The organism is Novosphingobium sp. HR1a (assembly GCF_015594425.1).
Lineage (GTDB): Bacteria > Pseudomonadota > Alphaproteobacteria > Sphingomonadales > Sphingomonadaceae > Novosphingobium > Novosphingobium resinovorum_A.
The window spans coordinates 16408-39788 of sequence record NZ_JABXWS010000102.1; the positions used below are offsets into that span (position 1 = coordinate 16408).

Here is a 23381-nt window from a genome sequence, read left to right on the forward strand (position 1 = left end):
CGAGACGAGTTGCGGCCGAGTCCGCATTTTCGACGCCCCCTGCCCTTGAAAACCGGCGGTTCTGCTCGTTCCGTTTGGATCACAAGGCATCCAGAGGATGTCAGATCGCCGACCGGTCGGGTCAGAGGCTGCCAGAGCCGCAGCGCGAATGGACTCCCGGTATCAGCTTAGAGCCCAGCCACCGCCGCTTACCACGTGGGCATCTCGTTCACGCAGTTCGATGTCCAGGCCGAGCAGCAAAACGAGCTCGCCGGCAGTCTCACCAAACAGTCGGTCAAGCGCCCCCATATCAGCCGAAAAATTGGCCGAGAGCGTTTCAATTCTTTCGACGAGATTTCGGGAGGCCCTGGCGAGTATTTTTTCGGCGCCTTGGGGGGGTAGCCCGATGGTTTGGCAAAAGGTCAGAAGATCGCTTCTTGTCAATTCTGCTGGGACTTTCGCATCACCGATGTGGAAGGCAAAATCCTCCCGAAAACCAGCCACGGTCTGAACCGGCACCAGGTCGTAGAAGGGCGCGAGTGTGATCGACCCGCCCGGTCCATGAAGGAGTGCATTGTTCTTCGCATGGTTGTCGTTGTTACCAACCAGCAGATTGAACAGCGTCATACGCAGAAATGTTTCCCTTGACTGCGCAGGCCGATCGGTGGCTTCCAGGATCCTGCCGATCGTTGCTGCGTCGAAACAGCGCGGCGGCGTTCCCTTGCGTTGATACTTGAGTTCTGCCGGAAGACCGGCTGCCTGTGCGAAGTCTTCCTGATGCAGGCGGCGCACCATGCCATCTTCGAGGTGGCGATCGAAACGCCGGATCAGCAGGACATCGAATCCGCCAATCGTACTGGCGACCGAACTGCCGACATTAAATCCACATTCGGCTGCAAGAAGTGTCACAAAGGCCTCGTCGCGTGCCTCGTGACGATGTTGGGGGTCAGGCAGTTTGAGAATATGGGTCGTCGGCGCTCCACTTCCCGGCTTGGGAATGGCGAAACGACCGTCAGGCAATCCTGTGAGCGAGATTTTCGGCCTTACACCTGCTACTGGCGAGGGGTCGCGCAGTTCGCCTGGAAGCGGCCTGCCGGTGGCCAACCGATCGACAATCTCCGCGAATGTAGCCTCGTCCAGCGGATCGTAATCTCCCTGGATACGGCCCGGGCGTTTGATGGGCGGATGGTCGAGCGGGAGGACGCTGACCGCGCCGGCACAGTCCGCTCCAACATGCGCCAGGAGAGCGGCGATGTCGCCGCGATCGATACCCTCGCGTCGTATGACAGTTTCGAGAAGGTTGTTCTCCTGGAGAAGGTTATCGAAGAACGCACGCACCGGCACATCGCCGAACGGCTCGTCACCCAAAGGCAGCGACAAGGACAGGGTATGCTGTGCTGAGTTGGCCAGCCATTCGGGCGTGTAGGCGAAGGCGAGACTGGAATCGTCTGCTTTCACGAGGCGTCCGATCGGCTCTGCCGAGGCTTCCAGCCAGACATTCAAGATCAGCGTCATGAGCTCCTGCTCCGGGCGCTGATGTCTATGCCGGCCGCCAGAGCGCAGGCAATGACCTTGTCGATTTCCAGAGTTCCCTTGCCGCTTTCCAGTTCGGATACGAAACGTCTGCCTACGCCGGCATGCTGGGCGAATTCCGCCTGGTTCAGCTTCATCGCTTTGCGCGCTTTGCGGATCAGGGCTCCAAGGTCTGCAGCGGTGCGTATGCCTGTCGTGGAGCCTTGGGTTTTCGCAGCGACTTTCGGTCTATCATGCGCCGGCTCGAGCGAACCTGTCGCGATGGCCTGGGTCAGTCCTCGAGCTATTTCAACCGCACTTTGTGCTGGTCCCTGCTGGATACGCCGGATGGTGTCCTGAAACAGCGGCTGCTTCAGCTTCTCGATGGCAGCGTTGATATCCGGCATAAAGGGGGCGAGATTCGCCTGATGCACGGCGCTGTCGAGCGACTTTATCAGTGCATCGCGGTCCTGCATCTCGCGCAATAGCCGCGCCGCATCAGTTTCTTTTGGCAAAGCCTTTTGCTCCTTTTCGGGAGCATTGTAAACGGCAAGACAGCTCTATGCAAGATATACTCCCGAACGGGAGCAAATGCAGCGAAATCATACATACTCTGAAGCTTTGCGCCCGCTCAGGAGCATTCTTGAAATCGCTTAACGGGACGGCCGAGATATACTCGCGGCTGGTGTGCGGCCTGCAGCGCGAAAAGCGATGGTCTCACAAGCGCAGGACGACTATCCCGGAAGTGACTAAAAGCTGTGACATGTACATGAAAACGCAAGTCATGGTGCATGAGGAGGAACTGTGCGAAGCGCTCCTTCTGCTTGAGGCGCTCTGTGAAATTCTGCGCAGCGAGGTGACCCTTCCCGAGCGTGTTTTATCGGGACTACCGGGCTCGTACAGGTAGACAGAGCATGACGGAGCAGACAGTTGCGGCGCTCGATCATGCTGGTCGAGAATTGATGTCACGTCAGAATGACCCGCGCGTTGGGTCTTGATGCTTGCGAGCGCAGACGGGAACAAGGATGCTGCGCGGATGGCCGATACAAACGACGGGTGCCGATCCTGGTGAATGCTTTTGACGCGCCAAGCGCAAACTGGAAGCCGCACGAGTTCTCAAGAAGATGCGTAATGAGGCATCGAGGAGAAATGCGATAACGGCGCTACACCGAGTTGAACATGGAAAGGCGTTGAAGCTGGCGGACTTTGAGATTGTATCCCGTAAGGTCGGGCGGCAATTCAAGCGCCTCCTGCATTCCCTGTATCTCGACCGGGTCTGACGTGGGTGAAGCGCCGAACACGCCCCGATCTTGACCCAACCGCTCCCTAAGCTGGAACGCCTTCCCTTGGGAACCGACGACGTCCTTGGGAAAGTGCCTTTCGAAGGGTGGTTTGTTTAGACACGCAGACCCATCACTACAGACGGCTAGTGCAGCACCCATCCCCGGATGGGCGCTGCACAACGTGTCATCCGTTCAGCTTGTCCTTGACCGCCTTGGCCGGGGCAAAGGTAAGCTTACGGGCGGCCTTGATCGTCATCGCCTCGCCGGTTGCCGGATTGCGGCCTTCGCGCTCGGGTGTGTCCTTGATCTTGAACTTGCCGAAGCCGTTGAGCGAGATTTCATCGCCCTTGGCCGCAGCGTCGCCGATCGCGACGAAGACAGCATCGACGATCTTGCGGGCATCGGCCTTCGTGATACCGGCATCGTTCGCGATGGCGTCGGCGAGATCACTGTTGTTCATTGCAGTTCTTCCTGTCGATCGGGCCTGTCGAAACGGTGCCCGAGGTTGTGATTCATACATCGCGCGAGGCAGCGGCCGACCGATGTCCGCCGCTGTGCGCTAGGCCGATCAGCCGGCCTCGCCCGGTGCAGCCTTGGGCGTACGGGCCATGCGCTTGGGCCTTGCCGCCTTTGCCGGCTTTTCGCCATCGGCGGCGGCGGGTGCGTCGCTGGAGGCGCTGGCCTCGGACCCGGACGCCGCGGGCTGATCCTTGCCGAACAGCCCAAGCTTGCCGCGTGGCCTTACCGCGGGCTTGGCAGCGGCCGCAACGGACGCATCTACCTCAGGCGATGCCTGAGGCGCTGCTGCAGACGTAGCCTGCTCGGCCGCAGCGTCCACGGCGGCGCCGCCCTTTGCTGGTTTGCCGAGCTTCGCAGCGGTAGTCCTGGATGCACCGGACTTGGTAGCTGCGGGCTTGGGTGCGGCAGACTTGGGGGCAGCGGCCTTGCGAACCTTCGGCTTGTCCGCCGGCGCGGCGCCCTCCTGAGGCTGGGCATCGGGGGTGTTGGTCTCGGCGGTACCGGCGGTGTCTGCTCCACCAGCGCGCTTCTTTTGTGCGCGCGGTTTGGGTGCCGTCTTTACGCGCGAACGCTGTGACGTCTTCGCCGGTTCGGCGGCAGCAGCGGGTTCAGGCGCGATGATCGCATCGTCAGTGGCGACTGTCTGTTCGGTCGGCACCGAGGCAGCGCGCGATGCCGCCTTTCCGCCGCGCACCTTGGGTCCGGCCTTGCGTCCGGCGGGACGCTTGGCAGCAGGCGGGGTCTGCGCCGATCCGGATGCATCATCCGTGGCAGAGGCCGTGCCGGCAGGAGCGCCTGCCTTGGCTGCGGCACTCGGACGCGAGCCCAACCCGATCCTCTCGGCAATGCCTCGGCGCATTGCCGCAAATTCAGGTGCGACCATCGGATAGTTGTCCGCAAGGCCATAGCGTTGGCGGTAAGTCTCCGGCGTCAACCCATGACTTGTGAGATGGCGCTTGAGCGTCTTGTACGGCTTTCCGTCGATGAGGCTCAGAATATGCGAAGGCGACGACAGGCTCTTGCGCACGGAAACGGCCGGCGTATAGGACACGTCTTCGATCGCAGGCACCTCAGGGGCCGCATCTTCGGTCAAGGCCTGGCGGGTTGCACGGATCAATGCCGGAAGATCTTCGGAACCGACAGTGTTGTTGGCGAGATATGCGCTCAAAAGCTGGACGGTAAGCGACGTAACGTCAGCGGGATTTTCGAGTTCAGGCATTGCAGGCGGTGCTCCCGGTAGTCTGTCGATCGTTGAGGGAAGTGGCGACCCGGCACCCTTCACGCTCGCGGGCTCACAAATCAAGTAGAAAAGCGCGCCTTTCAAATCCTTGACCCGTCGCGCATTGTACCGGTGACGCGAGCGATTGTGCCGTACCTTCGCATTGCAATTCTGATTACATGGGTATCCCCCGGGCGGGGACTGCCGATCCCGCCACGGCCATTGTGGCGAGCGACGTGCAGTTTGCGGGAGGCCGGGTGCAATCGGTGCACTTGCTGGCGGCGGCGTTGTCAATCATAGCCCGTCTCGCCTTTCAGGCATCCTCTCCCAAACTATTACGGCCGGCTTTAAGCCGGCCTTTTTTTCGGGCCTCGCCCTGCCGATTGCGAGTACCAGCGCTACGCAAATCCGGATCTGTGTCTCAGAACATCGTTCCAGTCATTGAGACCATGCCAGGGCATGACGATCCGCGCATCGCGTGTACCGACACGCCCCCCGAGCGCCCCGCTGTCCTGGCTCTCGGCCCGGAAGGCGTCTCGCGCGCGCCTCGCAGCCTGCACTCCGGCGTGATCAGCATCCGGTAGCAGAACGATGCGCGCGACATTGGCGGGGACGCGGACCCATGCGAAGCGAGCGCTGCCCAGAACCGCCCAGACCGGTATTTCCAGCAGGATCGAGGCGGCCAGTGCAGTCTCGATCCCTTCCGCCAGCCCGAGCACCTCGCCATGTGCGTATGTTCGCACGGCGCCCGCGCCGGGACGGCCGAGCATGCGCCGTGCTGGCCTCAGGTCCATGCACAACCTGCTGCGAGGAAGATCGAGAAAGCAGCGCTGGACCGCAAGCGTTCCGCACTCATCGCTTATGCGCGCGATCATCGCCGGACGCCGCGCAAGCTGCCCGGCGACGCGGACCGGGGTGCATGGATGATACCGAAGCTGCGCGCAGGACGTGAAGATACCGCGCGCCTCGAGATAGGCGGCTGCAGGCGAGCCCTGCAGGGCGTGTGCTTCGTCCCACAAGGCCCGCGCACGCGCGCGAACCCAGTTATCATTTCCATCCTTGGCCCGCGCCGCGCTCTCCCTATCGAGGAGCCGGCCGGTCAGGGCCGAGGCCAGGGTGCAGCGTACTGCCGCGATCACCGTCTGCTGATCGCATCCTGCAAAACAGTGGAACAGCAGACGGCGTTCGCCGATGCGGACCGAAAGGCTGGGAGTCCGGTCAGGGTGGGCCGGACACAGGCACATGCCTCGACCGCCCGACCACTTTCCGCCGAGGCGCGTCACGAGGGCATTGCCGGCGACCTCGAGGGCATCCTGTGTCATTGGCTGTCCTCGACACCCCGGCTTCAGGATACCTCACCGATCGGCAGAGCACCGCAGACAGGGGAGTTGGCAATACGCACCGCAGCGAGCAGGTGACGGCGGATCTCGCGGCGCCCCAGCCCGAAGCGGGACGCGATCTGTGCAGAAGGCATGTCGTGATGCAGTCGGAGCGCAAGAATGGCCGCGGTCATCGGCGGCATCGCCGGCAAAGTCCGGGCAAGGTTGGGCCCTGGCCATGTGGCGGGGGTATAGAGATCGGCCGGCACGTGCACCCAGGCCTTGACCTCAAAGCCGGCGGCGACGCGCCGGGCCTGAGGATCCTGGTCATCGATCCGGAAGGTGCGTGGACGGCCACCGTTCCGATCGCTGGCGGCAGCCAGCAGCGCCTCGCCGGGCGGCAGGGTCGCTTCGAGGTACTCCTGCATTGCAGCCAAGCGCGGATCGCCCGCGAATGTGCGGCGACAGGCTTCGGCGAGAGATAAGAGAAGTCGGGCAATTGTTGGAGAAGTCATAACGGATGCCTCCTTGCGAGGGGTTTCAGTAAGGAAGGAGCATCAACCGCTCCTTCCACCTGCCCACATCCACCTCCCCTTCCCGGCGCCAGCGCCCGCGGGCGCTGGCGGGCATTCGTCGTGCCGCGACCTCCGCATGCCGGTATAAGGGCCGGGCAGGACGCCTGCTCGCTCTTCAGGTTGCCATATGATTGCGATTCCATGACACTGCGCTGCCACCACCGGACACGAGTATCTGGATCCGGCCGGCAGACAGGAGGGTCTGGCTGCAGTGATACAGCTGAGCATAACGCTCGATCTCGACCTTTATCGGGATCGACTGCTGTTACTTACGCTTCGGCAGCGCCAGTGCATGGTGCTCATTGACCAAGGTTTCGATACCAAGGAGATCGCCGAGCACCTGGAGATCTCGGTCAGCCGGGTCCAGAAACACATTTTCAATGCGCGCAAGATCCTCGGCAACCCGGCGCGGCGCAAGGCAGCGCGCCTTGTTGCCGCCTTCGAGCAGGAGCGCGCGGCTCTTGAGGAGGGGGGGCAATCGATAGGCGCCCTCGGATTACCCCTCGTACCGCTCCTCGAATTGCCGCAGCACGATGGCGAGGCCGAGGAACCCGAGGTGCAGGAAGACCCTGCAATGACGCCCATCCGGCCGGCACCCGCAGCACAAGAACAGGCGCCGTTCCCGCCCCCGGGAATACTCGCGATGTTGCTTCCGCTGCGCTCTGACAGGAGACCGGCAAATGACCTGACCATCCGCCCCGCGCTGATCACGATAGCGGTGCTGTCTGCGGCAGGACTTGTCGCGGCAGGTTCCGCCATGCAGTTGCTCGTCGCCTTCCAGGTCTTTCTGGAATAGGGCGCTGCCGCCCAACCTGGGGGGATATCAAGTATCCCCTGCCCATCTCTGATCGGCGCCGCATCCAATCCAGCCCCCTGCCCCACCGAGCGGCAGCACGCATCCTTTTCATATTCATCATGATCGCGGGAAATGAGCCCCGCGAGACAGGAGACACCATGCGCGCCCAACGTCAGAAGATCGCCACCGAGGTAGCCCAGCGCCTGTTTGCCGCCGAAGCGGCCCTCGACATCGCCTCTGCCCGTATAGCCGAGCTCAATGCCGCCTTGCCGCTGGCCACGATCGATGCACGCGTCGGCGCCTGCGTCGGGCAGGAGGCGGTGACGCGCTCGGCCGCCGCCCTCATGCTCATGGCCAGAGCGCGCGGCGAGATAATCGCGACCCATGCCGGCCTGAAGACCGCCAGTGTGGCGATCGGCCTTGGCGAGATGGCATTCGGAGACCTGATCAAGCTCGACGAGAACTCGGGCAGCGCGCTACCTCCTGGCGGCATGCCCGGCGAGGCGCTGCCTCTCGCTCTTCCGGCAACCGGGCCCAGCCATCTGCGCCTTGCCTGAGCGCGGGCATTCGAGAATGACGGCATGAACCGCCACCTGGCCTACCTCCTGCTCCTGATCGCGGCATGTCTTTATGCCGCGGTCAGAGGCGGGCGGCCCGAACGCATCGGCGCCGCCACGTTCGTTGCAGGCTCGGTGCTCTCGCTCGTGCTGTCCGAAGTGCAGGGCATAGGCTTTCGCGAACCGGAACTGGGCATTATCACGGTCGATGCGGCGATGTTCGGTATCTTCACCTGGCTTTCGCTGCGCAGTACGCGGTTCTGGCCGATCTGGGTGTCCGGGGTCATCGGCTCCGAGCTCATCGTCCATACGATGCGGGCAGCGGCCCCGGCTATCGTTCCGCAAGCCTATCTCGATGCCCAGGCCCTGTGGAGCTGGATCGCACTCACCATCCTGATCCTTGGCACGCGCCGGCATGTCGTTCGCCGATATCGCAGAGGCACCGATCCCGACTGGCGCACGCGATCAGGGGCTTAGACACCCGAGAGCCTCCTGCCCTCCTCCCGAAATGCGAAGGGACGCGAGAGATGATGAACGAAAGACCACCGCCAGATCCGGGGCCTGAAACCGCGGCCCGAATTGCAATGTGCCGCACGATCGCCGAGATGCGAAAGGCACTCGCCTGCTGTCTCGGCGAGAGCTTCAGCCCGGCGCCATATCTGGACATGCTTCTCGACCTCTACGTGTCACAGAGCGAGGGCCAGGACACTTATGTGTGGTCACTGTGCATGGCGACCTCCGCGCCATTATCGACGGCTCATCGCAAGATCACCGACCTCGAGCAGCGCGGCCTGCTTGTCCTCGAGCCCGGGCTCACCGACCGGCGACGGGTCGGGGTTCAGCTGACACAGGAAGGCGAGGCGGTTGTCGTCTCGCTTGTCGCGTGCTTCGAGACCATTCTCGGGCGGGTGAAGCGCGCGTGACACGGGGCCGCCGACACGCCGGACGAGCGGTCGTTTGCGACGGGCGGGCGAGTTTTCCCCGCTATCCACAGGATGTGGACATCCTGGAACATTCGCGAACCCTGACCGGCGAGCGCCGATCGGATAATGTGCCGGCACCATGTCCCTTCTTTGCCTCATTGGCCGACACAGGCCATCGGCCGTTTCCCTGACCTACGGCAAGGATGGTGATTACCTCGCGCTGTGCGAGGTATGCGCGGTTCCGCTCGCGCGTCACCGCACCGGTGGATGGCACGCCGTCCGGCCGCTGGCGCATGCGCCGCTGGGCAACATCGTCACCGATACAGCGCATAACCTTTAGGCTTGCCTCGCGCTTTTGACGTTGCATCTTCGTGGCGCGTGCGCGAAAGGCGGCGCCGCACGGCAGCCCGAATGCGACCACGTTCGCTGCCGTGCACTATTCTCCTGCTCACCTGTAACGCCTGGGTCCCGCGATCACGGCCGCCGCTCATGGAACCCGACCTCTCGAGGCCGGTGCCGGCATGACCAGGTCTCTCGTTTCCTGCCCAAACTGACCGCACCGTGAGAGCGCCGCTTCCTGCCCTGGCCGCGGCAGCGATCGCCGCCCGCAAGGGGCGAGATCCGGCGCAGCCGGAGCTCGACCGGGACGGCGCGCATGCGCCGGCCCGGCCAGAGCGCGGTGCCCTCGCAGAGGGCAGCCGCCCATTCCCTGCCCCGTCACCTGCACTGCCGCTGTCGCATCCCCGTCACTATCGTTCTCATTTTGGTAGCGAGTCCAAGCTTTTGGGTTGCACAAATTGCCCAAACCACCGATGCTTGAAGCGCTCCTGAGATAAACAGGAGCGGGGCGTCGAAACCCTAATCAGAGTTGCTCGGTCACCAGTTTCTGGAGGCCGGGTGGCATGCGCGCATGTCCAGCCGGCTTGCCGGTAAAGGCGCATGCGCCTGTTCTCTGATCAGGTTTCGAACATCCGGCTTATGGCCGTCGCCCCGAGTGGACATAGGTGCGACGCATGAGCCAGAGCGAGACGAGCGGCCGCGAGGCTGTCTCAGATGCGGCGCGCGAGGACCGGGACGAGAGTTCCCGTTTCGCCGCCTTCTACCGCCGGGAGCAACCCCGGCTACTTCGTTTCTTTCTCCGCAATCTGGGCAACCAGGCGGACGCGGACGAATTGAGTCAGGAGACCCTGTCACGTTTTGCCACGGCCTCTCAAACCACAATAGACGTACCCCAGGCCTATCTCACCCGTATCGCCACGAACCTGCTGCGCGACCATACGCAGCGCGGCTCGACACGGCTGGCGCGGGCGAGCACCAGCCTGGACGAGGGCCTGGACGCACCGGTGGGTCTCGATCCTTTTCGCGAGGTACAGTCGCGCCGCGATCTGGCGAGGTGGCAAGGAATCCTGTCGCAGCTTCATCCGGCAACTCTGGAGATTTTCATGCTCAACAGGGTCGAGGGCTACAGTTACCGCGAGATCGCCGAGGCGCACTCGCTGCCGTTGTGGAAAGTGCAGAAGCACATGCTCAAGGCGATCCGCCTGATCGACGCCAACCGCGCCGCTGAGGAGGCCTGAGATGCTGGGCCTTTTCGCAGGACCGCGGATCACGCGCCGGGATCGCACCGATGCGCACCGCTGGGTTATGCTCATGCTCGACGAGCCCGATGTCTACGCCCAGCAGGTCGCCGACTGGATCGAGCGCAAGCCGGCGCGCCGCGATGTTTATGTCGGCCTGTTGAAGAACGTCGATTCCGCAGCGCGCGCATCCGCGCTCATGTCGCTGAGCAAGGTCCAGGGCAGGCGCCCGGGCCCCGTTCATCGTTGGTGGAACGCCTCGCCGATGCTCGCCGCTCTGAGCGCGCTGGTAGCAGCGTGCGCATTTGCGTGGTTCGTCTCGAACGCACTCGGTCTGGGAACGCCTGGCGTCGTGGCGGCCGCAAGCGCCCGCACACTGACGACAGGCATCGGCGAGGTCCGCACCGAAAGCCTCGATGATGGCAGCTCGATTGTTCTCGACACCGACAGCGAGGCCCGCGTCGATTTCACCGCACAGCACCGCGACATCGAAATCCTGCGCGGGCGCGCGCGCATAATTGTTGCACACGACCCCGATCGTCCGCTCAAGGTGCGCGCTGGCGCGGTTTCCATCGAACCGAGCGGACGGGTATTCGATGTCAGCGTTAACGAAGCTGCGGGCAATACCGTGAGCGTCGCGGCAATAGAGGGCGGCCTCGATCTGCGCACGAGCGAACAGACCAGCGCTAAGGGACAACTGCTTCCCGTGCGGGCCGGCCAGGCTGTCATTGTCGCCGGCATCGGCGAGGCCAAACCGGCAATCGTGATCGCGCGAGCCTCCGACCAACAATGGGTCACCGGGATGAGAAGTTTCGACGATGCGGCGATCAGCGAGGTGATCGCCGAGGCGAACCGTTACAGCACGGTCAAACTGGAGCTTGCCGATCCTTCACTGGGCAGCCGCAGGATCTTTGCCGATATCGAGATCCGCGACATCGAAAAGGTCGCCGCCGCCCTCGCGGGTTTCCTCCATCTGGAGATCGACAGCAGGCGGGCTGGAAGGCTAATTCTGACCAAGCGCAGGTGAGACGGCGAGGACTGCCACCGGCAACGGCTTTCCGGAAGCGGCCCCCGGCCACACCGCAAAGTCTCGGCGATGCCACCGTTGCCACCCTTGCGCCGGCTAAACGGTCCCGTACCGAGATGAGGACGACATAAGCGGTGGAAATGCCGCACCTGCTGCGAAAGGCCTCCACGTTGAACCCGCCACCCCTGGCAATCGTTCGGCGACGGCGAGCATCACAAAGGTCTTCGTAACCACCTTCGTGTCGAGCTGCGCCTTGTGTCCACAGCGACACGCGACCGCGGTGTCACAGCCCCATTTCGAGTAGTCCAAGACCGTCTCGAACCGTTTCGTTCCCATAACCTGCCCGTACCGGATTGCAGAACAAATATGGAACATATAACATTGTGTCATTCCACCAAGGAGTGATTCTGCGATGCCTGCACTATCGAAGATGGATGGTCCGCTTGACCTCGGAGGCTATGAGACCAGTTCGAAATCCTTGCCTTTCGGGCGCTGGATACTGGAACAGTCCGAGAGAGGCGGCTTCATTGGCCAACTCGCCTCGATCGCCAGATCGGATCGTGGGTTCCCGAAGGACGGCACCCCCGATGCGGTCCGCAAGCGCCTGGGAGACACCGGCGCAGATCCAGAAATGTTCGAAGCGGTCGACGACGCCGAGATGGATTGGGTATCCTGGTGACCGGCCCTATAGCCGACGATGCCTTAATCGCGCTGGCCCAGCACCGCTTCAACCAAGCCGATAGGGCCGACGCCACACATGAGGACTGCCGCCAGCTGCGCGGCATTTTTCCCGCCGTTCTGCAGCGCCTGCGGGAGAAGGTGGAGATCACGCGCGATCTTGTCTGCATCGAGGGCAACGACCTGTCTGATGCGGCGAGGCTCGCACCGCCAGCCAACACCGAGCCGAAGCAGGACGATCAACTGCAGCTATCCCTTACCCATTTTTGAGCCTCCGCCGATCGGCGCGTGAGCCACGTAAACCAAGCGGATCTCCAAGACGTTCCTATCCTGAGGAACAAGTCATGGTTGACGTGAAAACCTGGGCCCGGCGCACGTTCCGCAAGCTAGCGCTGGGCCACTTTATCGGGATCGAGACCATCAAGGTTTGGATACTGCGTAGGGGGAGAATATTTTCAGGTCGCAGCAACCGTTCTTGCCGGTCTGCCTTTATCACATACCCTCATCCTGGTTGACCTAACCCGCAACTGGAGATTCCCTGGGGCCTGGTCGCGGGATGTATCTTCTACACCGGCCAGGCCTCATTTTTCCGTCACCTTGATGAAGGGTGACGATGCACGAATTGGGAACGGGAGGATTGCTTGATAACTGGACGTCCGATTATGGAGCGCGCTTTCGAGATCGCTCGAGGAGGCAGCTGTAAGAACCTCCAAAGCCTGGCTATCGCACTTGCGAAAGAGGGCTTCACCAATGTCGATTCTCATTTGGAGGGACCGTCTCTGCGAAAACAGCTGGGCGCACTGATGCGAGCCTCCTAAATCAAATGGGTGGGCTGCCAGTCCTCACCCGCATATCCGAGAGTCGGCCCTCTTGAACGTGGAAACGTTCCGATCCATCTGGCTGGCATAAGTCCGAAACATGTGAGCCGAAGAGACGATGACGACCGAGACGTTTGCCGCCCCTGAGACCCGCGCCTTCGAGGCCGATGTTTCCAAGCTCCTGCACATGATGGTCCATTCGGTCTATTCGGACCGGGACGTGTTCCTGCGCGAGCTTATCTCCAACGCTGCCGATGCCTGCGAGAAGCTGCGCTACGAAGCGATCTCCCGGCCCGAACTGCTTGGCGACGACGCCCAGCCGCGCATCACCGTGACGCTAGACAAGGAGGCCGGAACCCTCACCGTCACGGACAATGGCATCGGGATGTCCGCGATCGACATGGCCGAGACCCTGGGCACCATTGCCCGGTCGGGGACGAAGGCGTTCATGGACAGGCTCGCCGCCGACAAGAACGGCGAGGGACAGCAGCTCATCGGCCAGTTCGGCGTGGGCTTCTACTCGGCCTTCATGGTCGCGGGCAAAGTCGAGGTCGTCTCCCGCCGCGCGGGTGAGGACGAGGCGGCGAGCTGGGCATCCGATGGTTCGGGCACTTACACCATAGCTCCGGTCGATCCCGCTGCCGCCCCCTTGCGGGGAACGAGGGTAACGCTGACCTTGCTCGACGAAGCGAAAAGCTATGCCGAGCTCTACACTGTCGAACGGATCGTCAAGGCTCAGTCGGGCCACGTCCCGGTGCCGATATTCGTGGAGGAAACCGGGAGCGAGGAAGAAGCTCGGCAGCTTGCCGACGGCGCGGCGCTGTGGGCCAGGTCGAAGTCGGACATCAGCGAGGATGAGTATGCCGACTTCTATCGCAGCGTGGCGGGGCAGTTCGACAAGCCGGCGATGACGCTGCACTACCGGGCCGAAGGGCGGCACGAGTATTCGGTGCTGACCTTCATCCCGGAGAGCAAGCCTTTCGACCTCTTCGACCCCGACCGCAATGGCCGCATCAAACTCTATGTGCGAAGGGTTTTCATCACCGACGAAGCGGAGATCCTCCCGCGCTATCTGCGATTTGTGCGCGGCCTCGTCGATTCCGCGGACCTCCCGCTCAACATGTCGCGCGAGATGATCCAGGAAAGCCCCGTGCTGTCGGCCATCCAGAAAGGCGTGAGCAATCGCATCCTCTCGGAACTCGACAAGCTGTCGGAGAGTGACGCCGATCGCTACGCGGCGATCTGGGACAATTTCGGGGCAGTGCTCAAGGAAGGGCTTTACGAAGATTACGAGCGGCGCGCGCAGTTGCTTGGGCTTGCTCGCTTCAAGACGACGGCATCGAACGGCGAGTGGCGCTCGCTCAAGGATTATGTAGCGGGGCTCAAGGAAAATCAGACTGCGATCTTCTATGCTACCGGCGATGACCTCGATAGGATCGCGACGTCTCCCCAGCTCGAAGGGTTCAAGGCACGGGGCATCGAGGTCTTGCTGCTGCCCGACCAGGTCGACAATTTCTGGACGACGATGGGCGTCGATTATGAAGGCAAACCCTTCAAGTCGGTGACGCAGGGCTCCAGCGACCTCAGCCTGATCCCTTTGGCAGAGGAGAGCGCAGATACATCGAACGCGGCAGAGGATGTCAGCGGGTTCATCGCCTTTGCCAAGGAGGTGCTGGCGGATCACGTCTCCGACGTCCGTATCTCCGACCGTTTGACCACCAGCGCCGTGTGCATCGTGGCGCCGGACAACGCCATGGATCTTCAGCTTGAGAAGATGCTGGCCGCCGCCGGCCGTGCGCCCGAACGCGAAAAGCCTGTGCTGGAAGTGAATGCGCGCCATGGGCTAATCGCCAGGTTGGACCAGTCGACGGCGAGCGAGGATGAGCGGCGGGACATCGCATTCCTGTTGTTCGATGAGGCGCGTATCGCCGAGGGAGAAGCTCCCGCCGATCCGCGAGCCTTCGCGCAGCGGCTGGAACGTTTGATGGCCAAGACCCTGGGATAATACAGGACAGGGGGAGCCGACGGGCTCCCCTTTGTTTTTTGCGGCTCCCAATACGCTGCATGTTGTCCATCATCTCGACTATGTCGTCCCGGTGACAGGCCAAGGCACCTTCGGCCACGACAAATATTCGCGGGGGATGGATGCACTGCGCGAGAGCGGCGTACCGATGACCGCCCACGTCCTGGACGGTAACCGAACGTCGTTCCCGAGCCAGCCGACACATGATTGCGGTCCCCTGCTGATCGGCGGTCGCAATGGCGCTAATCGATTTTGTCGGGTTGGAACGTTCCTGCTGGCACAAGCAAACGACGATATTTGGTCGGATTGGCCGGCAGACGATAGTCCGGTTTAGAACCGAGTTTCGATGATAGCTGTCCCCAGGCGGCGTCGGCTGCCGAGCAATATGGCCGTCGACCGGCGAGGCCGTAAACGGCAGGTTTTGTTACCAAACCTGCCGCGTGGTGCCGCTACGACGAGAGAAAATCCTTCAGCCCGGCATATACCGCGTTTCCGTAGCACAGTATCCTGAGCAGATCGGAAATCCTCGACTTAACCGACGGATTTCGCCCAACTGTCGTTAACGCTTTTCCAACTAGGTCGAATACTGGAGATGGTAATGGGCGACACCGGGACCGGTGTTGGATTTTCCCTCAGGCTCGCAGCGGCAAGCCTAGCTTGGGCATTTGACTGCCCGTACGAGTACCCATCCGCCAGAAGTGGCACTCGTCAAATTTGGAGTCGGATTAGACGGCTTCTCTTCGATGCTGGCACATTGCCCAGCCTTGAACGCGCCTAGGTATTCGCTATGCTTTGTAGGCTCCTCGCGCACCCTTGCTGTCGAGGTCGCCCGCATCAACGTGCCGCGGTCAAGGCCGCTGTAAGCCGGTAAAGCGCCAGTTCCGCGTACTCGAAAAACCCCGTCCTCCGTCGAACGGCCCTGCCGCTCTTCGAAATAGACAAACCCTGTCAGCGGTTGTCCGTTAGCGCCTAGCGATATTTCATTTTCCGTCGGGGGCGGCAGAATATTCTTTTGCGATAACAGTGAGATCGCTAGCCAAAAGCATAGTGCGGCTAGGCCTGCGGCGATGACCCACCGCCAAGGCAGGTCTAGAAACCTGAACCACCACGGATTAATCGGATAGGACCGATAAGCGGTGGGCGTCACTGTTCCTGACTGGAAGAATGGTAACCAAAACTTTCTTACGAAATCCTCGTCAAAAAAGTCCGAATGGCTGAACGGATGCCGCCGATCATCGAATGGATGTCCTATTCCGTAAGTGCCGCCGTTGCCGTAGCCCCAAGTTATGGAAGCGGCGATTACCGGCCATACATCCTTTGTCCCGTAATCATTGATAAGAGTACCTTTAACACTCGCACGCTGCACCGCCTGCCAATTACATTCCTGCCCCTTGATCGCTCCGCAAAGGATCAGGTTATCTATATCGATAGCCGGATTCTCCGCCAAAATTTCGTGGATCGCGTGCGTTCCGTAACTGTGAGCTATGACGGTTAGCTTGCTCCCCGTGCTCTTTGCTACGCGCGCCGCATCAAGCAGGTCTTTCAGTGTCTTTTTGATAGGGGGTAACCTAGTGGGGCCAGGGAGTAAAAAGCTGAGCAGGTCGAACTTGCCGTATCTCGTCGAAAAGACCCTCACGCCTCCTACATCCTCAAGCATAGCGGTCACTCGCTCCTGCCAGGCAGCATGCGTTCGGATGCCATGGATCAAATGAACTACGTGCCCCTGCCCCCCAAATTCTGTCACCATGTCAATTTTCGCCCCTCATATTATGCAAATCTTGCTGGTCGGGCTCCACTAAGCGAGCTTATAGAGTCGCTGACAGACCTCAGGCCTCATATGGCACCTTTTGCGATAGCTGCTATCATACATCGGCGCGATGAAATGCCTCTCCCCGACAGGCAAGCCGCGATCTTGGTTTCGTCGGCAACGGACGGGCATTGGCGGCGTTTATTCCGAGATGCTGGCACTACACCATCGAATAGACAGGCGGCCAATATCCGGCTAGAGGTCTGCGACTGCACTGCCGGCATTGACCAGCGCTACGATGGTGGCCGGTGAGGGTGTTGCCGCCGCCGCGAGTAGTGCCAGACCAAGGTCGAGAACTTTCGCGATCTTGGTCAGTAATTCCGACACTTCCTTGATCTGCTTGATTTTGGCCTGCGCAGCGACACTGACCTCGCCGATCGTGCTGAGTTCGCCCTCATATTCCTTAAGGCCCTCGCTCACCGCAGCCGCGGTCAGCTTCGAATTGAGCGCTGATAGGCTGTTCAGCTGTCCCTGTAGCCGCGTATATCGCTGCTCCCACAGTAGCGCGCCGACAGGATCATCTGGCTTGTCTCCAAGCGCGAGTTGCGCGTCTAGGGTGCGCTTGGCGCCGATCCTGCAGAGGTCTGCGACGCTCCGGAGATTTTGTGCAACTGTCATGAGCTATTCCCCTCAGCTGAACGCTTTGTCGATGGCATCGATCTTATCATCGAGATCGGAGCCGATCTTGTAGAGCTGCTTGGCAAGATTTTTTGACTTAAGCTTCGCCTTGGAAGACTGGAGTTCGGTCAGCGCCGCGCTTGCGTCTTTCAATGAGCCTTGATAATCTGCTACTGCTTTTTCGCGCGCCTCGATTACACCAAGTCGGCGACAGTAATCTTGCGCGAGGAGAAACCCCGCACCGCTAAAGCCTGCGGCCTTCGAACCCTTGCACAAATCGGCTGGTGCGCCTTCAACGTTGTCCTTCTGGTCTCGGATCTGTTTCACGTAGATGGCGGTCAAGTAGGTCTTTTCTGTATCCAAGCGCCCCAGAAGCGGTAGGCCCAGAACCTCATCGAGCCCGTCTATTACACTTTTCGCGTTGGGCGCGCCGCGGTCAATCAGTTGCCGTAGGACGTCCTCACGCATCGCGCCCGTGGCGAGCTGGGCGAGAAAGCCGATCAGGCCCGAGACCGCATCGACGCGCTCTTTTTTGATGTCGGGGATAGCGGCGATCGATTTCGTCGCCGCCTCGAGGCCCGGCTGGATGGTAAAATTCGAGTCATTTGCCGCGTCCGTCAGCGCTTTGAAATAGGCGTTCAGCACCTTGTTGGCGGCGACCACGCCTTCTGTAGAGCGCCTCTCGGCCTCGCAGCTCGAAAGCATCGGGTTGAGCGACGTCTCGCGCAGGCAAGATCCAGCAATCTCGTTTCCGACGTCATTCCAACTGCTTGTTGCTTTAGTGAGTCGCGCAGATATGTCGCGCACAGCAGACATATCTGCGCATCCTGACACGAGTGTCGCGCAGGCCATCATAGCGATCCGCCTCATTTAATTCCCCCTATGCTGATTCGCCCTATACCCCGCAAATATATTGCTCCATAATTTACTTTGATAGTACATTATCACTGTCCATTCGATGTAAAAAATTCATCTTTCTATATGACTTAGTGATGTCGAAGTTTGGCCAAGGAAGCTTTATGGATTGGCTTTCCAAAATAGACTATGTCGCTGTCATCCGGGAATCAGCACAAAGTCCCTTGGGAACGATTTCTCTGTTCATCATCGTCGTGGGCATTGTCGCTGTTTTCTTGTTCAGGCGCACCAAGAGCGAAGGCATCCGGCACGTAGCGTTTGCTCTTTTGGTGGTCGGAGCGGGCTTGCTGATCTTCCGCGTTGGGTCCGGTGTAGAGACCGCTGTATCTGACCTCCAGAAGTCGGCCAAGGACACCAAGGTCGAACTAAACAAGGTCACCGCCCAGCAAAAGGCTGAGGAGAAGCGCCGCGCCGACGAGGCCCAGGCGAGCCAAGCACGACTCGCAGCAATTCGAGAATGCAAAGCTGGGGGCGCGAGGATAGTGAACAGTTGCAGAGCCTACGACAAGTCAGGCTTCCATAGTTCACCTTCTGCCAGTTGCGGCCTTACCCTGGATGCCGGCGACGGTCGCTTCTTCGCCCAGAGCGCAGTGACAGTCGACAGCCAGCGCTATCATAACATTTCCGGAGCCGACGCAAGCGCTGCGCAGCCAGCCTATGCCAAGACGGAGAGCGGCGAAAGCTATGTGCATCGTTTCAGCGGGACGATCGGCTGCACGAATGCGCAAGGCACGGGTCGAACGTGCGAGTCCAAGGCCACGATTTCCGCGACGGCGTTCCCCCTCAGTTGTCTTCCGTACAAAGCCGAACTGGTGAAATGATGGTCGTCGGGTCCGGCCTCGAAGCTCAGCAGGTTGGCGAGGCCGACACCCATCCAGATAGGTCGATATGGACAGGGTTACCTCTTGGTGATTGGCGTGCCAATAAGTCATCGGCTGGATGTCGGCTCCTGACTAGCAGCTACCGTCAGGCCTATCGCTCTAGAACGACAGAAATGTCTCAGCCTGGTCTAAGCAGAATGTCCGCTCATTGGTTTGCCACCATCTCGGTCGAACGGCTTGAATGGGCGCAGTGCCGCCCGGCAGTCCCCGTAAAGCTGGCCGTTCGCCGACTGACCGGCTTCAAAGTTCGATTAGGGGAAAGCTGCCGTTCGCGCACCCATGCGACCTGTGCCTTCAACCCATCTCTCGAGCATCGAAGGGGCATTTGGTACACAATCCGGCAGTCGGCGATCTGACAGGGCGAGAACCCTGTCGACGGATCCGCTGGTTCCGCGCCCATGGTAGGCAAGCCATGAACGGCGACTGCCTGACGCCGCAACCTGCCCGTCTTCGATCACACGGGAAATCGAACGCTTCGCCATCATGGCCGCGAAACAAGCAGGCTGTTGTAACGCGCGGTTTCTGTTGTCTATTGTCGTCGCATAAGCGTGGGAGATGTGATGAAGCTTGGAATTGTCGCCTGTGGGCTGCTCATGCTCTCTCCCGCGATGGCGCAGGCGCGAGCCTCGCAGTGGTGGTACGTGACGCAGGGCGCCGACAAGGTATTGTTCGTCGATGTCGAGTCGATCGTGCGCGATGGCGACATTGTGCGGTACGAGGCCAGCCAGATCCTGCGCGAGCCCGGCAACCCCGCCGCCTCGTTGCGTGCCTCCATGACGGGAAACTGCCGCGAACAAACCGAAACGTGGGACCTCGTCCTGCGCTACGGCGCCGATGACGAACGGCTGGACGAGACAGCGCTGAGCTATGGGGGGCCTAATCCCGTAGAAGGTGGGTCGGTGGGTGCCGCGCAGTTGCAGTTCGTCTGCGCCACCGATCGACCCCTGGGCGGTGGTTTTCCTCTCGCGATCGACCAGGTCGCTTTCGCCGAGGCCCTGATCGCCGACACCAAGGCTTCGGTAAGCCCGGCAGACATGCACGAACGGATGCGCGCGGACCCCAGGGTGCCGGTCATCCGGTCCAGGGCACCGTCGCCCGACACGTTCGGGACACCGCAGGCGACCACTGCGGGTCACGCCGTCGTCCCGCCTCGCGACTATGCCAAGGGAGTGGGGATTCCCGATGTCCCGAATTATGACACGGTCGAAAGCGGCACGATCTACGATATTGCCTATGGCGGGATCGAGAATGGGGAACTGACCTTCGAGGTGCGCGGCTACAGCATCGATGATCTTGCACACGCCAGCAGCGCCCAGCCTATGCGCTTCCCGGTATCCCAAAAGACGATCCGTATCCGCAACATCGAAATCGAAGTTCTGGCCGCTACCCCACAGGGCCTGCGCTTCCGCGCGAACCTTGCTACGGAGGACGCGGACAACGCGCCATTCGTGTGCGCCGATCCGGCGTGCACAACGCAATGATCCGCGCCATTGCGCTGTCGTTCGCTTTGCTGGCCGGACTTGCCGGGCCATCGCAAGCACAGGAGGTCGCCAAGATCGACCCCGCCGTCGAGCTGAACGTTCTGTGCGAGGACAAGGATGCCAGTGCCTGTACCCGCCTCGGCAACCGGCTTCTCGAAGGCGACGGGATCGCGCGCGACGAGGCGAGAGCCATCTTCATTCTGGGCAAGGCCTGCCACCTTGGCGACATGCCAGGCTGCACAATGACGGGCTTCGCCTACGGCAAGGGTGAAGGCGTCGCACAATCATCCGATATCGCGCGCGCCTACTACGACTATGCCTGCCATGGCGGCGAGGCGACCGGATGCTCCAACCTCGGGCTTGCCTACATCAATGGAGACGGCGCTCCCCAAGACGATCGCCGCGCCGCCGCACTTTTCCAGCAGGCCTGCTCGAGCAGTTCGACGGCCGGTTGCGCCAATCTGGGTGCGTCCTATTCGTTGGGACGAGGCGTGCCGCGCAATCATCACCGGGCGGCGCAGCTTTTCAGCCAAGCCTGCGATGCCGACGATCAGCACGCCTGCTACAACCTGGGCGTGCTCTACCGCGATGGCCTGGGCCTGCGACGCAATCACAAACGCGCCGTCGCGCTGTTCGCACAGTCGTGCGAGGCCAAAGACCCCAGCGCCTGCGGCAATCTCGCCAGCATGATCGACGACGGGCGGGGCACCGCCAAGGACCACCAGCGCGCCCTCGCACTGCATGACGAGGCGTGCACGCTTGGCGAAGCGGAAAGCTGCTTCACGCTTGGCCGGGCCTACCAGACCGGAAACGGCCGCGAGCGTGATGACTTTCGGGCCATCGCCCTGCTGGAGCGTAGCCTGGCGCTGGCCCCCCGGACTCCATCCGCCGGCGAAGCCGCGAAAGCCCTCGCCATCGCGCGCGACGCGATCGCTGCCCCATCGATCCCCGCAATGGTAGGCGGGCCGGAAGGCCATCGCGCAAATGAGGAATAGAGCGATGCGCCAAATCACTACCGCCCTCGTCTTGCTGCTGGCCGCTGCCTGGATGACCGCGGCAATGGCTGCGGATGCGCCTCGGGACGAGGCTGTGCTGACCTGCCGTATCCAGGGTCAAGATCGCGAGGTGTCGGTCTCGATCACCGGCACACGTGCCACCTATCGCTACGGTTCGTCCCTGCAAAAGCCGGAGCTGACGCTGCGCAGCCCCCTGGCGGACTTGGACTATCGCCGGAAGAACGGCCCGGGCGAGACGATCGACGAGATCGTGACCTTTACCAACGGCGATACTGCCTATCGGGTGGCGGCAGGTTTCAAAAACGGAGCGGCGCCGGACCCGACCGCTCTTCAGCCTTTCGGGCTGCTGACGGTCAGCCGGGCGGGCAGGACACTCGCCGCGTTGAGTTGCCGCCCGGACAGCATAAGGCGAGTCCACGACCGCCTGCTTGCCGGCATGCGCGAGATCGGCCGGGAGCGATCTTCCGATGGCGAATCGTTTCCGAACTACGAGATCCAGTATCCCGCACCCGCTGACCAGTCCCCGCCCTGCAAGGCGGATTTCAACGTCGATACCTGCTGGAGCCGCGGCGTCGGTGCGGCACGCGGCGGCGATCTGCGCGGCGCGCTGGGGCACTACGACATGTCCTGCGACGCCCACCTCGACGATCTTGGCTGCTACGAGGCGGGCAAGCTCTACCTGCAGAACCGCCAGTTGCGCGATTATGCCAAGGCCCAAGCGCGGTTCGCGCGCGTGTGCGACGGCAGTGACCCGGGACGCGGGCCCTACGCCTGCAAGTATCTGGAATGGATGAATCTGACCGCTACCGGCGTCAGCCGCAATCTCGACCAAGCCTGGTCCAAGCTGGCGCGCGCTTGCTTCCTGCACAATGATGCGGACATGATCGACCCCGAGGGGTGCCACTTCTTCGCCAAGACCGTTTTCGCCGTGCGCGATGCCAAGCCCAGCCGATACCCCAGGGCGGACTTGCTCGCCTATGTGGCGCTGTCCCAAGCGTGCACCGATGATGCCAGGACGGTCTGCGACGAGGCGCTAGCGCTGTACCAGACCGGTATCGGACAGCACGCGCCCTGGACAAAGTCCTGCGATGCACTGGTCCGCGCCAAGGGTATGTTTGCGTCGTGCAAGGACATGGCGCGGCCGCGTGCCGACTACGACAGCGCCATAGCCACACGCCGGAAGCTCAAGGTCATGTTTCTGGCGGCTCTCGACGACCCGACTTGAACGCCCACTGCCCGTGCTCAAGCGATCTGAGTCGGCGCCGTGCCGTAATAGCTCGACACGCGGTCGGCGTAGGCCTGGTTGAAATCGGGCGCATTGCTTGCCCAGCTCGGGCCGCCTTCGAGCACTCGGCGGTCGATCGTGACGATGTAGTCATCCCCGGCCGGATCATAGCCCAGCACGCCGAAGGGCACGGGATAGAAGCTCTTGTTGAACCCCAGGAAGCCCCCCAGGCTCAGGACCGCAAACGTCGCTTGCCCTGAACGCTTGTCCACCATCAGCGCCTTGACGTGACCGAGGGTGTCACCATCGCGTGATCGCACCTTCAATCCCGAAGTTTCCGCCTCGACGAGGGTCGGCGTTGCTGGCGATACTTCTGTCATCGAAAGCTCCTCGTAACCCGCCATTCGCTGGCGTTCGGGTCGTTGTCCGTCGGTTGTCCTCCCACAAACAAGGACGGCCTAGGGCAAACACCCGAAGCCATTCTCCGTTCCGCCGTGCTGCAGATGGACGCGTGATGCTGGGAAGCTGACTGTGCGTTCGCGCCCCAGATTCTAACATTCACGAGATGTCGCGGCGTTCCCGGAACCGGCCGTTCGTTAGTGCCAAAAGGTTTCCCTTTCGCTTCGAGAATTT

23 protein-coding genes are annotated in these 23381 nt (G+C 61.6%); 13 read left to right on the forward strand and 10 right to left on the reverse strand.

Translation table 11 applies throughout. The annotated features are described in order from the left end of the window. Positions 1-162: 162 nt before the first annotated feature. From HWN72_RS26630 to HWN72_RS26655, 6 genes are all read right to left on the reverse strand, one after another. A complete protein-coding gene (locus HWN72_RS26630) occupies positions 163-1494 on the reverse strand; it encodes a type II toxin-antitoxin system HipA family toxin (protein ID WP_008827958.1) in 1332 nt (443 codons plus the stop codon). Then, complete coding sequence (locus tag HWN72_RS26635; RefSeq protein ID WP_008827959.1) at positions 1491-2006, reverse strand: helix-turn-helix transcriptional regulator; 516 nt, start codon at positions 2004-2006, stop codon at positions 1491-1493. The genes HWN72_RS26630 and HWN72_RS26635 overlap by 4 nt, the downstream gene beginning before the upstream one ends. 952 nt (positions 2007-2958) lie before the next feature. Further along, a complete protein-coding gene (locus HWN72_RS26640; RefSeq protein ID WP_197524521.1) occupies positions 2959-3294 on the reverse strand; it encodes an HU family DNA-binding protein in 336 nt (111 codons plus the stop codon). Positions 3295-3342: 48 nt separating this feature from the next. Next, the gene (locus tag HWN72_RS26645) at positions 3343-4512 is read right to left on the reverse strand and encodes a MucR family transcriptional regulator (RefSeq protein ID WP_069710118.1); all 1170 of its coding nucleotides are present in this window, start codon (positions 4510-4512) and stop codon (positions 3343-3345) included. A 398-nt stretch (positions 4513-4910) separates the two neighbouring features. Then, positions 4911-5834, reverse strand: a complete 924-nt coding sequence (locus tag HWN72_RS26650) for a toprim domain-containing protein (RefSeq protein ID WP_069710119.1) — start codon at positions 5832-5834, stop codon at positions 4911-4913. A gap of 23 nt (positions 5835-5857) precedes the next feature. Beyond that, positions 5858-6346: a hypothetical protein gene (locus HWN72_RS26655; protein WP_156800054.1), complete on the reverse strand. Its 489-nt coding sequence runs from the start codon at positions 6344-6346 to the stop codon at positions 5858-5860. Positions 6347-6617: 271 nt separating this feature from the next. On the opposite strand from HWN72_RS26655, the gene HWN72_RS26660 reads away from it, so the two are divergent. The 9 genes from HWN72_RS26660 to htpG all read left to right on the forward strand — a co-directional run bounded on the left by HWN72_RS26660 (position 6618) and on the right by htpG (position 14787). After that, positions 6618-7202, forward strand: a complete 585-nt coding sequence (locus HWN72_RS26660; RefSeq protein ID WP_069710121.1) for a sigma factor-like helix-turn-helix DNA-binding protein — start codon at positions 6618-6620, stop codon at positions 7200-7202. A gap of 158 nt (positions 7203-7360) precedes the next feature. Beyond that, positions 7361-7759: a hypothetical protein gene (locus HWN72_RS26665; RefSeq protein WP_069710122.1), complete on the forward strand. Its 399-nt coding sequence runs from the start codon at positions 7361-7363 to the stop codon at positions 7757-7759. A gap of 24 nt (positions 7760-7783) precedes the next feature. Continuing rightward, complete coding sequence (locus tag HWN72_RS26670; RefSeq protein ID WP_069710123.1) at positions 7784-8236, forward strand: hypothetical protein; 453 nt, start codon at positions 7784-7786, stop codon at positions 8234-8236. Positions 8237-8364: 128 nt separating this feature from the next. Then, positions 8365-8682: a hypothetical protein gene (locus HWN72_RS26675; RefSeq protein ID WP_156800055.1), complete on the forward strand. Its 318-nt coding sequence runs from the start codon at positions 8365-8367 to the stop codon at positions 8680-8682. A 1013-nt stretch (positions 8683-9695) separates the two neighbouring features. Further along, the gene (locus HWN72_RS26680; protein ID WP_211151831.1) at positions 9696-10259 is read left to right on the forward strand and encodes an RNA polymerase sigma factor; all 564 of its coding nucleotides are present in this window, start codon (positions 9696-9698) and stop codon (positions 10257-10259) included. Between the two features lies 1 nt (position 10260). Next, positions 10261-11286 carry a FecR family protein gene (locus tag HWN72_RS26685; protein WP_069710127.1) on the forward strand — a complete coding sequence of 342 codons (1026 nt, stop codon included), beginning with the start codon at positions 10261-10263 and terminating at the stop codon, positions 11284-11286. Between the two features lie 412 nt (positions 11287-11698). Next, positions 11699-11965, forward strand: coding sequence for a hypothetical protein (locus HWN72_RS26690; protein ID WP_083274876.1), 267 nt, complete (start codon positions 11699-11701; stop codon positions 11963-11965). Next, positions 11950-12234 carry a hypothetical protein gene (locus HWN72_RS26695; protein WP_231958388.1) on the forward strand — a complete coding sequence of 95 codons (285 nt, stop codon included), beginning with the start codon at positions 11950-11952 and terminating at the stop codon, positions 12232-12234. Before HWN72_RS26690 ends, HWN72_RS26695 begins: the two co-directional genes overlap by 16 nt. 666 nt (positions 12235-12900) lie before the next feature. Next, positions 12901-14787 (forward strand): molecular chaperone HtpG, encoded by a 1887-nt coding sequence (htpG, locus tag HWN72_RS26700; protein WP_069710128.1) that lies wholly within the window; start codon positions 12901-12903, stop codon positions 14785-14787. Positions 14788-15457: 670 nt separating this feature from the next. Here the strand turns inward: htpG and HWN72_RS26705 are convergent. The 3 genes from HWN72_RS26705 to HWN72_RS26715 form a co-directional block, all read right to left on the reverse strand. Further along, on the reverse strand, positions 15458-16552 hold the full coding sequence (locus HWN72_RS26705; RefSeq protein WP_211151832.1) for a hypothetical protein: 1095 nt from the start codon (positions 16550-16552) through the stop codon (positions 15458-15460). A 255-nt stretch (positions 16553-16807) separates the two neighbouring features. Then, complete coding sequence (locus HWN72_RS26710; protein ID WP_069710129.1) at positions 16808-17230, reverse strand: hypothetical protein; 423 nt, start codon at positions 17228-17230, stop codon at positions 16808-16810. A 12-nt stretch (positions 17231-17242) separates the two neighbouring features. Beyond that, positions 17243-18046, reverse strand: coding sequence for a hypothetical protein (locus tag HWN72_RS26715; protein ID WP_156800057.1), 804 nt, complete (start codon positions 18044-18046; stop codon positions 17243-17245). A 203-nt stretch (positions 18047-18249) separates the two neighbouring features. Between HWN72_RS26715 and HWN72_RS26720 the strand changes: the two genes are divergently transcribed. From HWN72_RS26720 to HWN72_RS26735, 4 genes are all read left to right on the forward strand, one after another. After that, the gene (locus HWN72_RS26720) at positions 18250-18966 is read left to right on the forward strand and encodes a hypothetical protein (protein WP_211151833.1); all 717 of its coding nucleotides are present in this window, start codon (positions 18250-18252) and stop codon (positions 18964-18966) included. A gap of 620 nt (positions 18967-19586) precedes the next feature. Beyond that, positions 19587-20507: a hypothetical protein gene (locus HWN72_RS26725; protein WP_156800059.1), complete on the forward strand. Its 921-nt coding sequence runs from the start codon at positions 19587-19589 to the stop codon at positions 20505-20507. Next, positions 20504-21502 carry a tetratricopeptide repeat protein gene (locus tag HWN72_RS26730; protein ID WP_069710133.1) on the forward strand — a complete coding sequence of 333 codons (999 nt, stop codon included), beginning with the start codon at positions 20504-20506 and terminating at the stop codon, positions 21500-21502. Before HWN72_RS26725 ends, HWN72_RS26730 begins: the two co-directional genes overlap by 4 nt. Before the next feature lie 4 nt (positions 21503-21506). Further along, entirely contained in the window at positions 21507-22748 is a 1242-nt protein-coding gene (locus HWN72_RS26735) for a sel1 repeat family protein (RefSeq protein WP_069710134.1), read from the forward strand. 17 nt (positions 22749-22765) lie between these two features. Here the strand turns inward: HWN72_RS26735 and HWN72_RS26740 are convergent, their stop codons facing one another. Beyond that, positions 22766-23128, reverse strand: coding sequence for a PRC-barrel domain-containing protein (locus HWN72_RS26740; RefSeq protein WP_069710244.1), 363 nt, complete (start codon positions 23126-23128; stop codon positions 22766-22768). Between the last annotated feature and the right edge of the window lie 253 nt (positions 23129-23381).

Coding starts and splice junctions, on each gene's coding strand:
- HWN72_RS26715 (WP_156800057.1), bottom strand. CDS start 18,046: ATGTCTGCTGTGCGCGACATATCTGCGCGACTCACTAAAGCAACAAGC.
- HWN72_RS26640 (WP_197524521.1), bottom strand. CDS start 3,294: ATGTATGAATCACAACCTCGGGCACCGTTTCGACAGGCCCGATCGACA.
- HWN72_RS26645 (WP_069710118.1), bottom strand. CDS start 4,512: ATGCCTGAACTCGAAAATCCCGCTGACGTTACGTCGCTTACCGTCCAG.
- HWN72_RS26680 (WP_211151831.1), top strand. CDS start 9,696: ATGAGCCAGAGCGAGACGAGCGGCCGCGAGGCTGTCTCAGATGCGGCG.
- HWN72_RS26650 (WP_069710119.1), bottom strand. CDS start 5,834: ATGACACAGGATGCCCTCGAGGTCGCCGGCAATGCCCTCGTGACGCGC.
- HWN72_RS26665 (WP_069710122.1), top strand. CDS start 7,361: ATGCGCGCCCAACGTCAGAAGATCGCCACCGAGGTAGCCCAGCGCCTG.
- HWN72_RS26670 (WP_069710123.1), top strand. CDS start 7,784: ATGAACCGCCACCTGGCCTACCTCCTGCTCCTGATCGCGGCATGTCTT.
- HWN72_RS26740 (WP_069710244.1), bottom strand. CDS start 23,128: ATGACAGAAGTATCGCCAGCAACGCCGACCCTCGTCGAGGCGGAAACT.
- HWN72_RS26720 (WP_211151833.1), top strand. CDS start 18,250: ATGGATTGGCTTTCCAAAATAGACTATGTCGCTGTCATCCGGGAATCA.
- HWN72_RS26730 (WP_069710133.1), top strand. CDS start 20,504: ATGATCCGCGCCATTGCGCTGTCGTTCGCTTTGCTGGCCGGACTTGCC.
- HWN72_RS26735 (WP_069710134.1), top strand. CDS start 21,507: ATGCGCCAAATCACTACCGCCCTCGTCTTGCTGCTGGCCGCTGCCTGG.
- HWN72_RS26675 (WP_156800055.1), top strand. CDS start 8,365: ATGCGAAAGGCACTCGCCTGCTGTCTCGGCGAGAGCTTCAGCCCGGCG.
- HWN72_RS26705 (WP_211151832.1), bottom strand. CDS start 16,552: ATGGTGACAGAATTTGGGGGGCAGGGGCACGTAGTTCATTTGATCCAT.
- HWN72_RS26710 (WP_069710129.1), bottom strand. CDS start 17,230: ATGACAGTTGCACAAAATCTCCGGAGCGTCGCAGACCTCTGCAGGATC.
- HWN72_RS26685 (WP_069710127.1), top strand. CDS start 10,261: ATGCTGGGCCTTTTCGCAGGACCGCGGATCACGCGCCGGGATCGCACC.
- HWN72_RS26630 (WP_008827958.1), bottom strand. CDS start 1,494: ATGACGCTGATCTTGAATGTCTGGCTGGAAGCCTCGGCAGAGCCGATC.
- HWN72_RS26725 (WP_156800059.1), top strand. CDS start 19,587: ATGAAGCTTGGAATTGTCGCCTGTGGGCTGCTCATGCTCTCTCCCGCG.
- htpG (WP_069710128.1), top strand. CDS start 12,901: ATGACGACCGAGACGTTTGCCGCCCCTGAGACCCGCGCCTTCGAGGCC.
- HWN72_RS26690 (WP_083274876.1), top strand. CDS start 11,699: ATGCCTGCACTATCGAAGATGGATGGTCCGCTTGACCTCGGAGGCTAT.
- HWN72_RS26655 (WP_156800054.1), bottom strand. CDS start 6,346: ATGACTTCTCCAACAATTGCCCGACTTCTCTTATCTCTCGCCGAAGCC.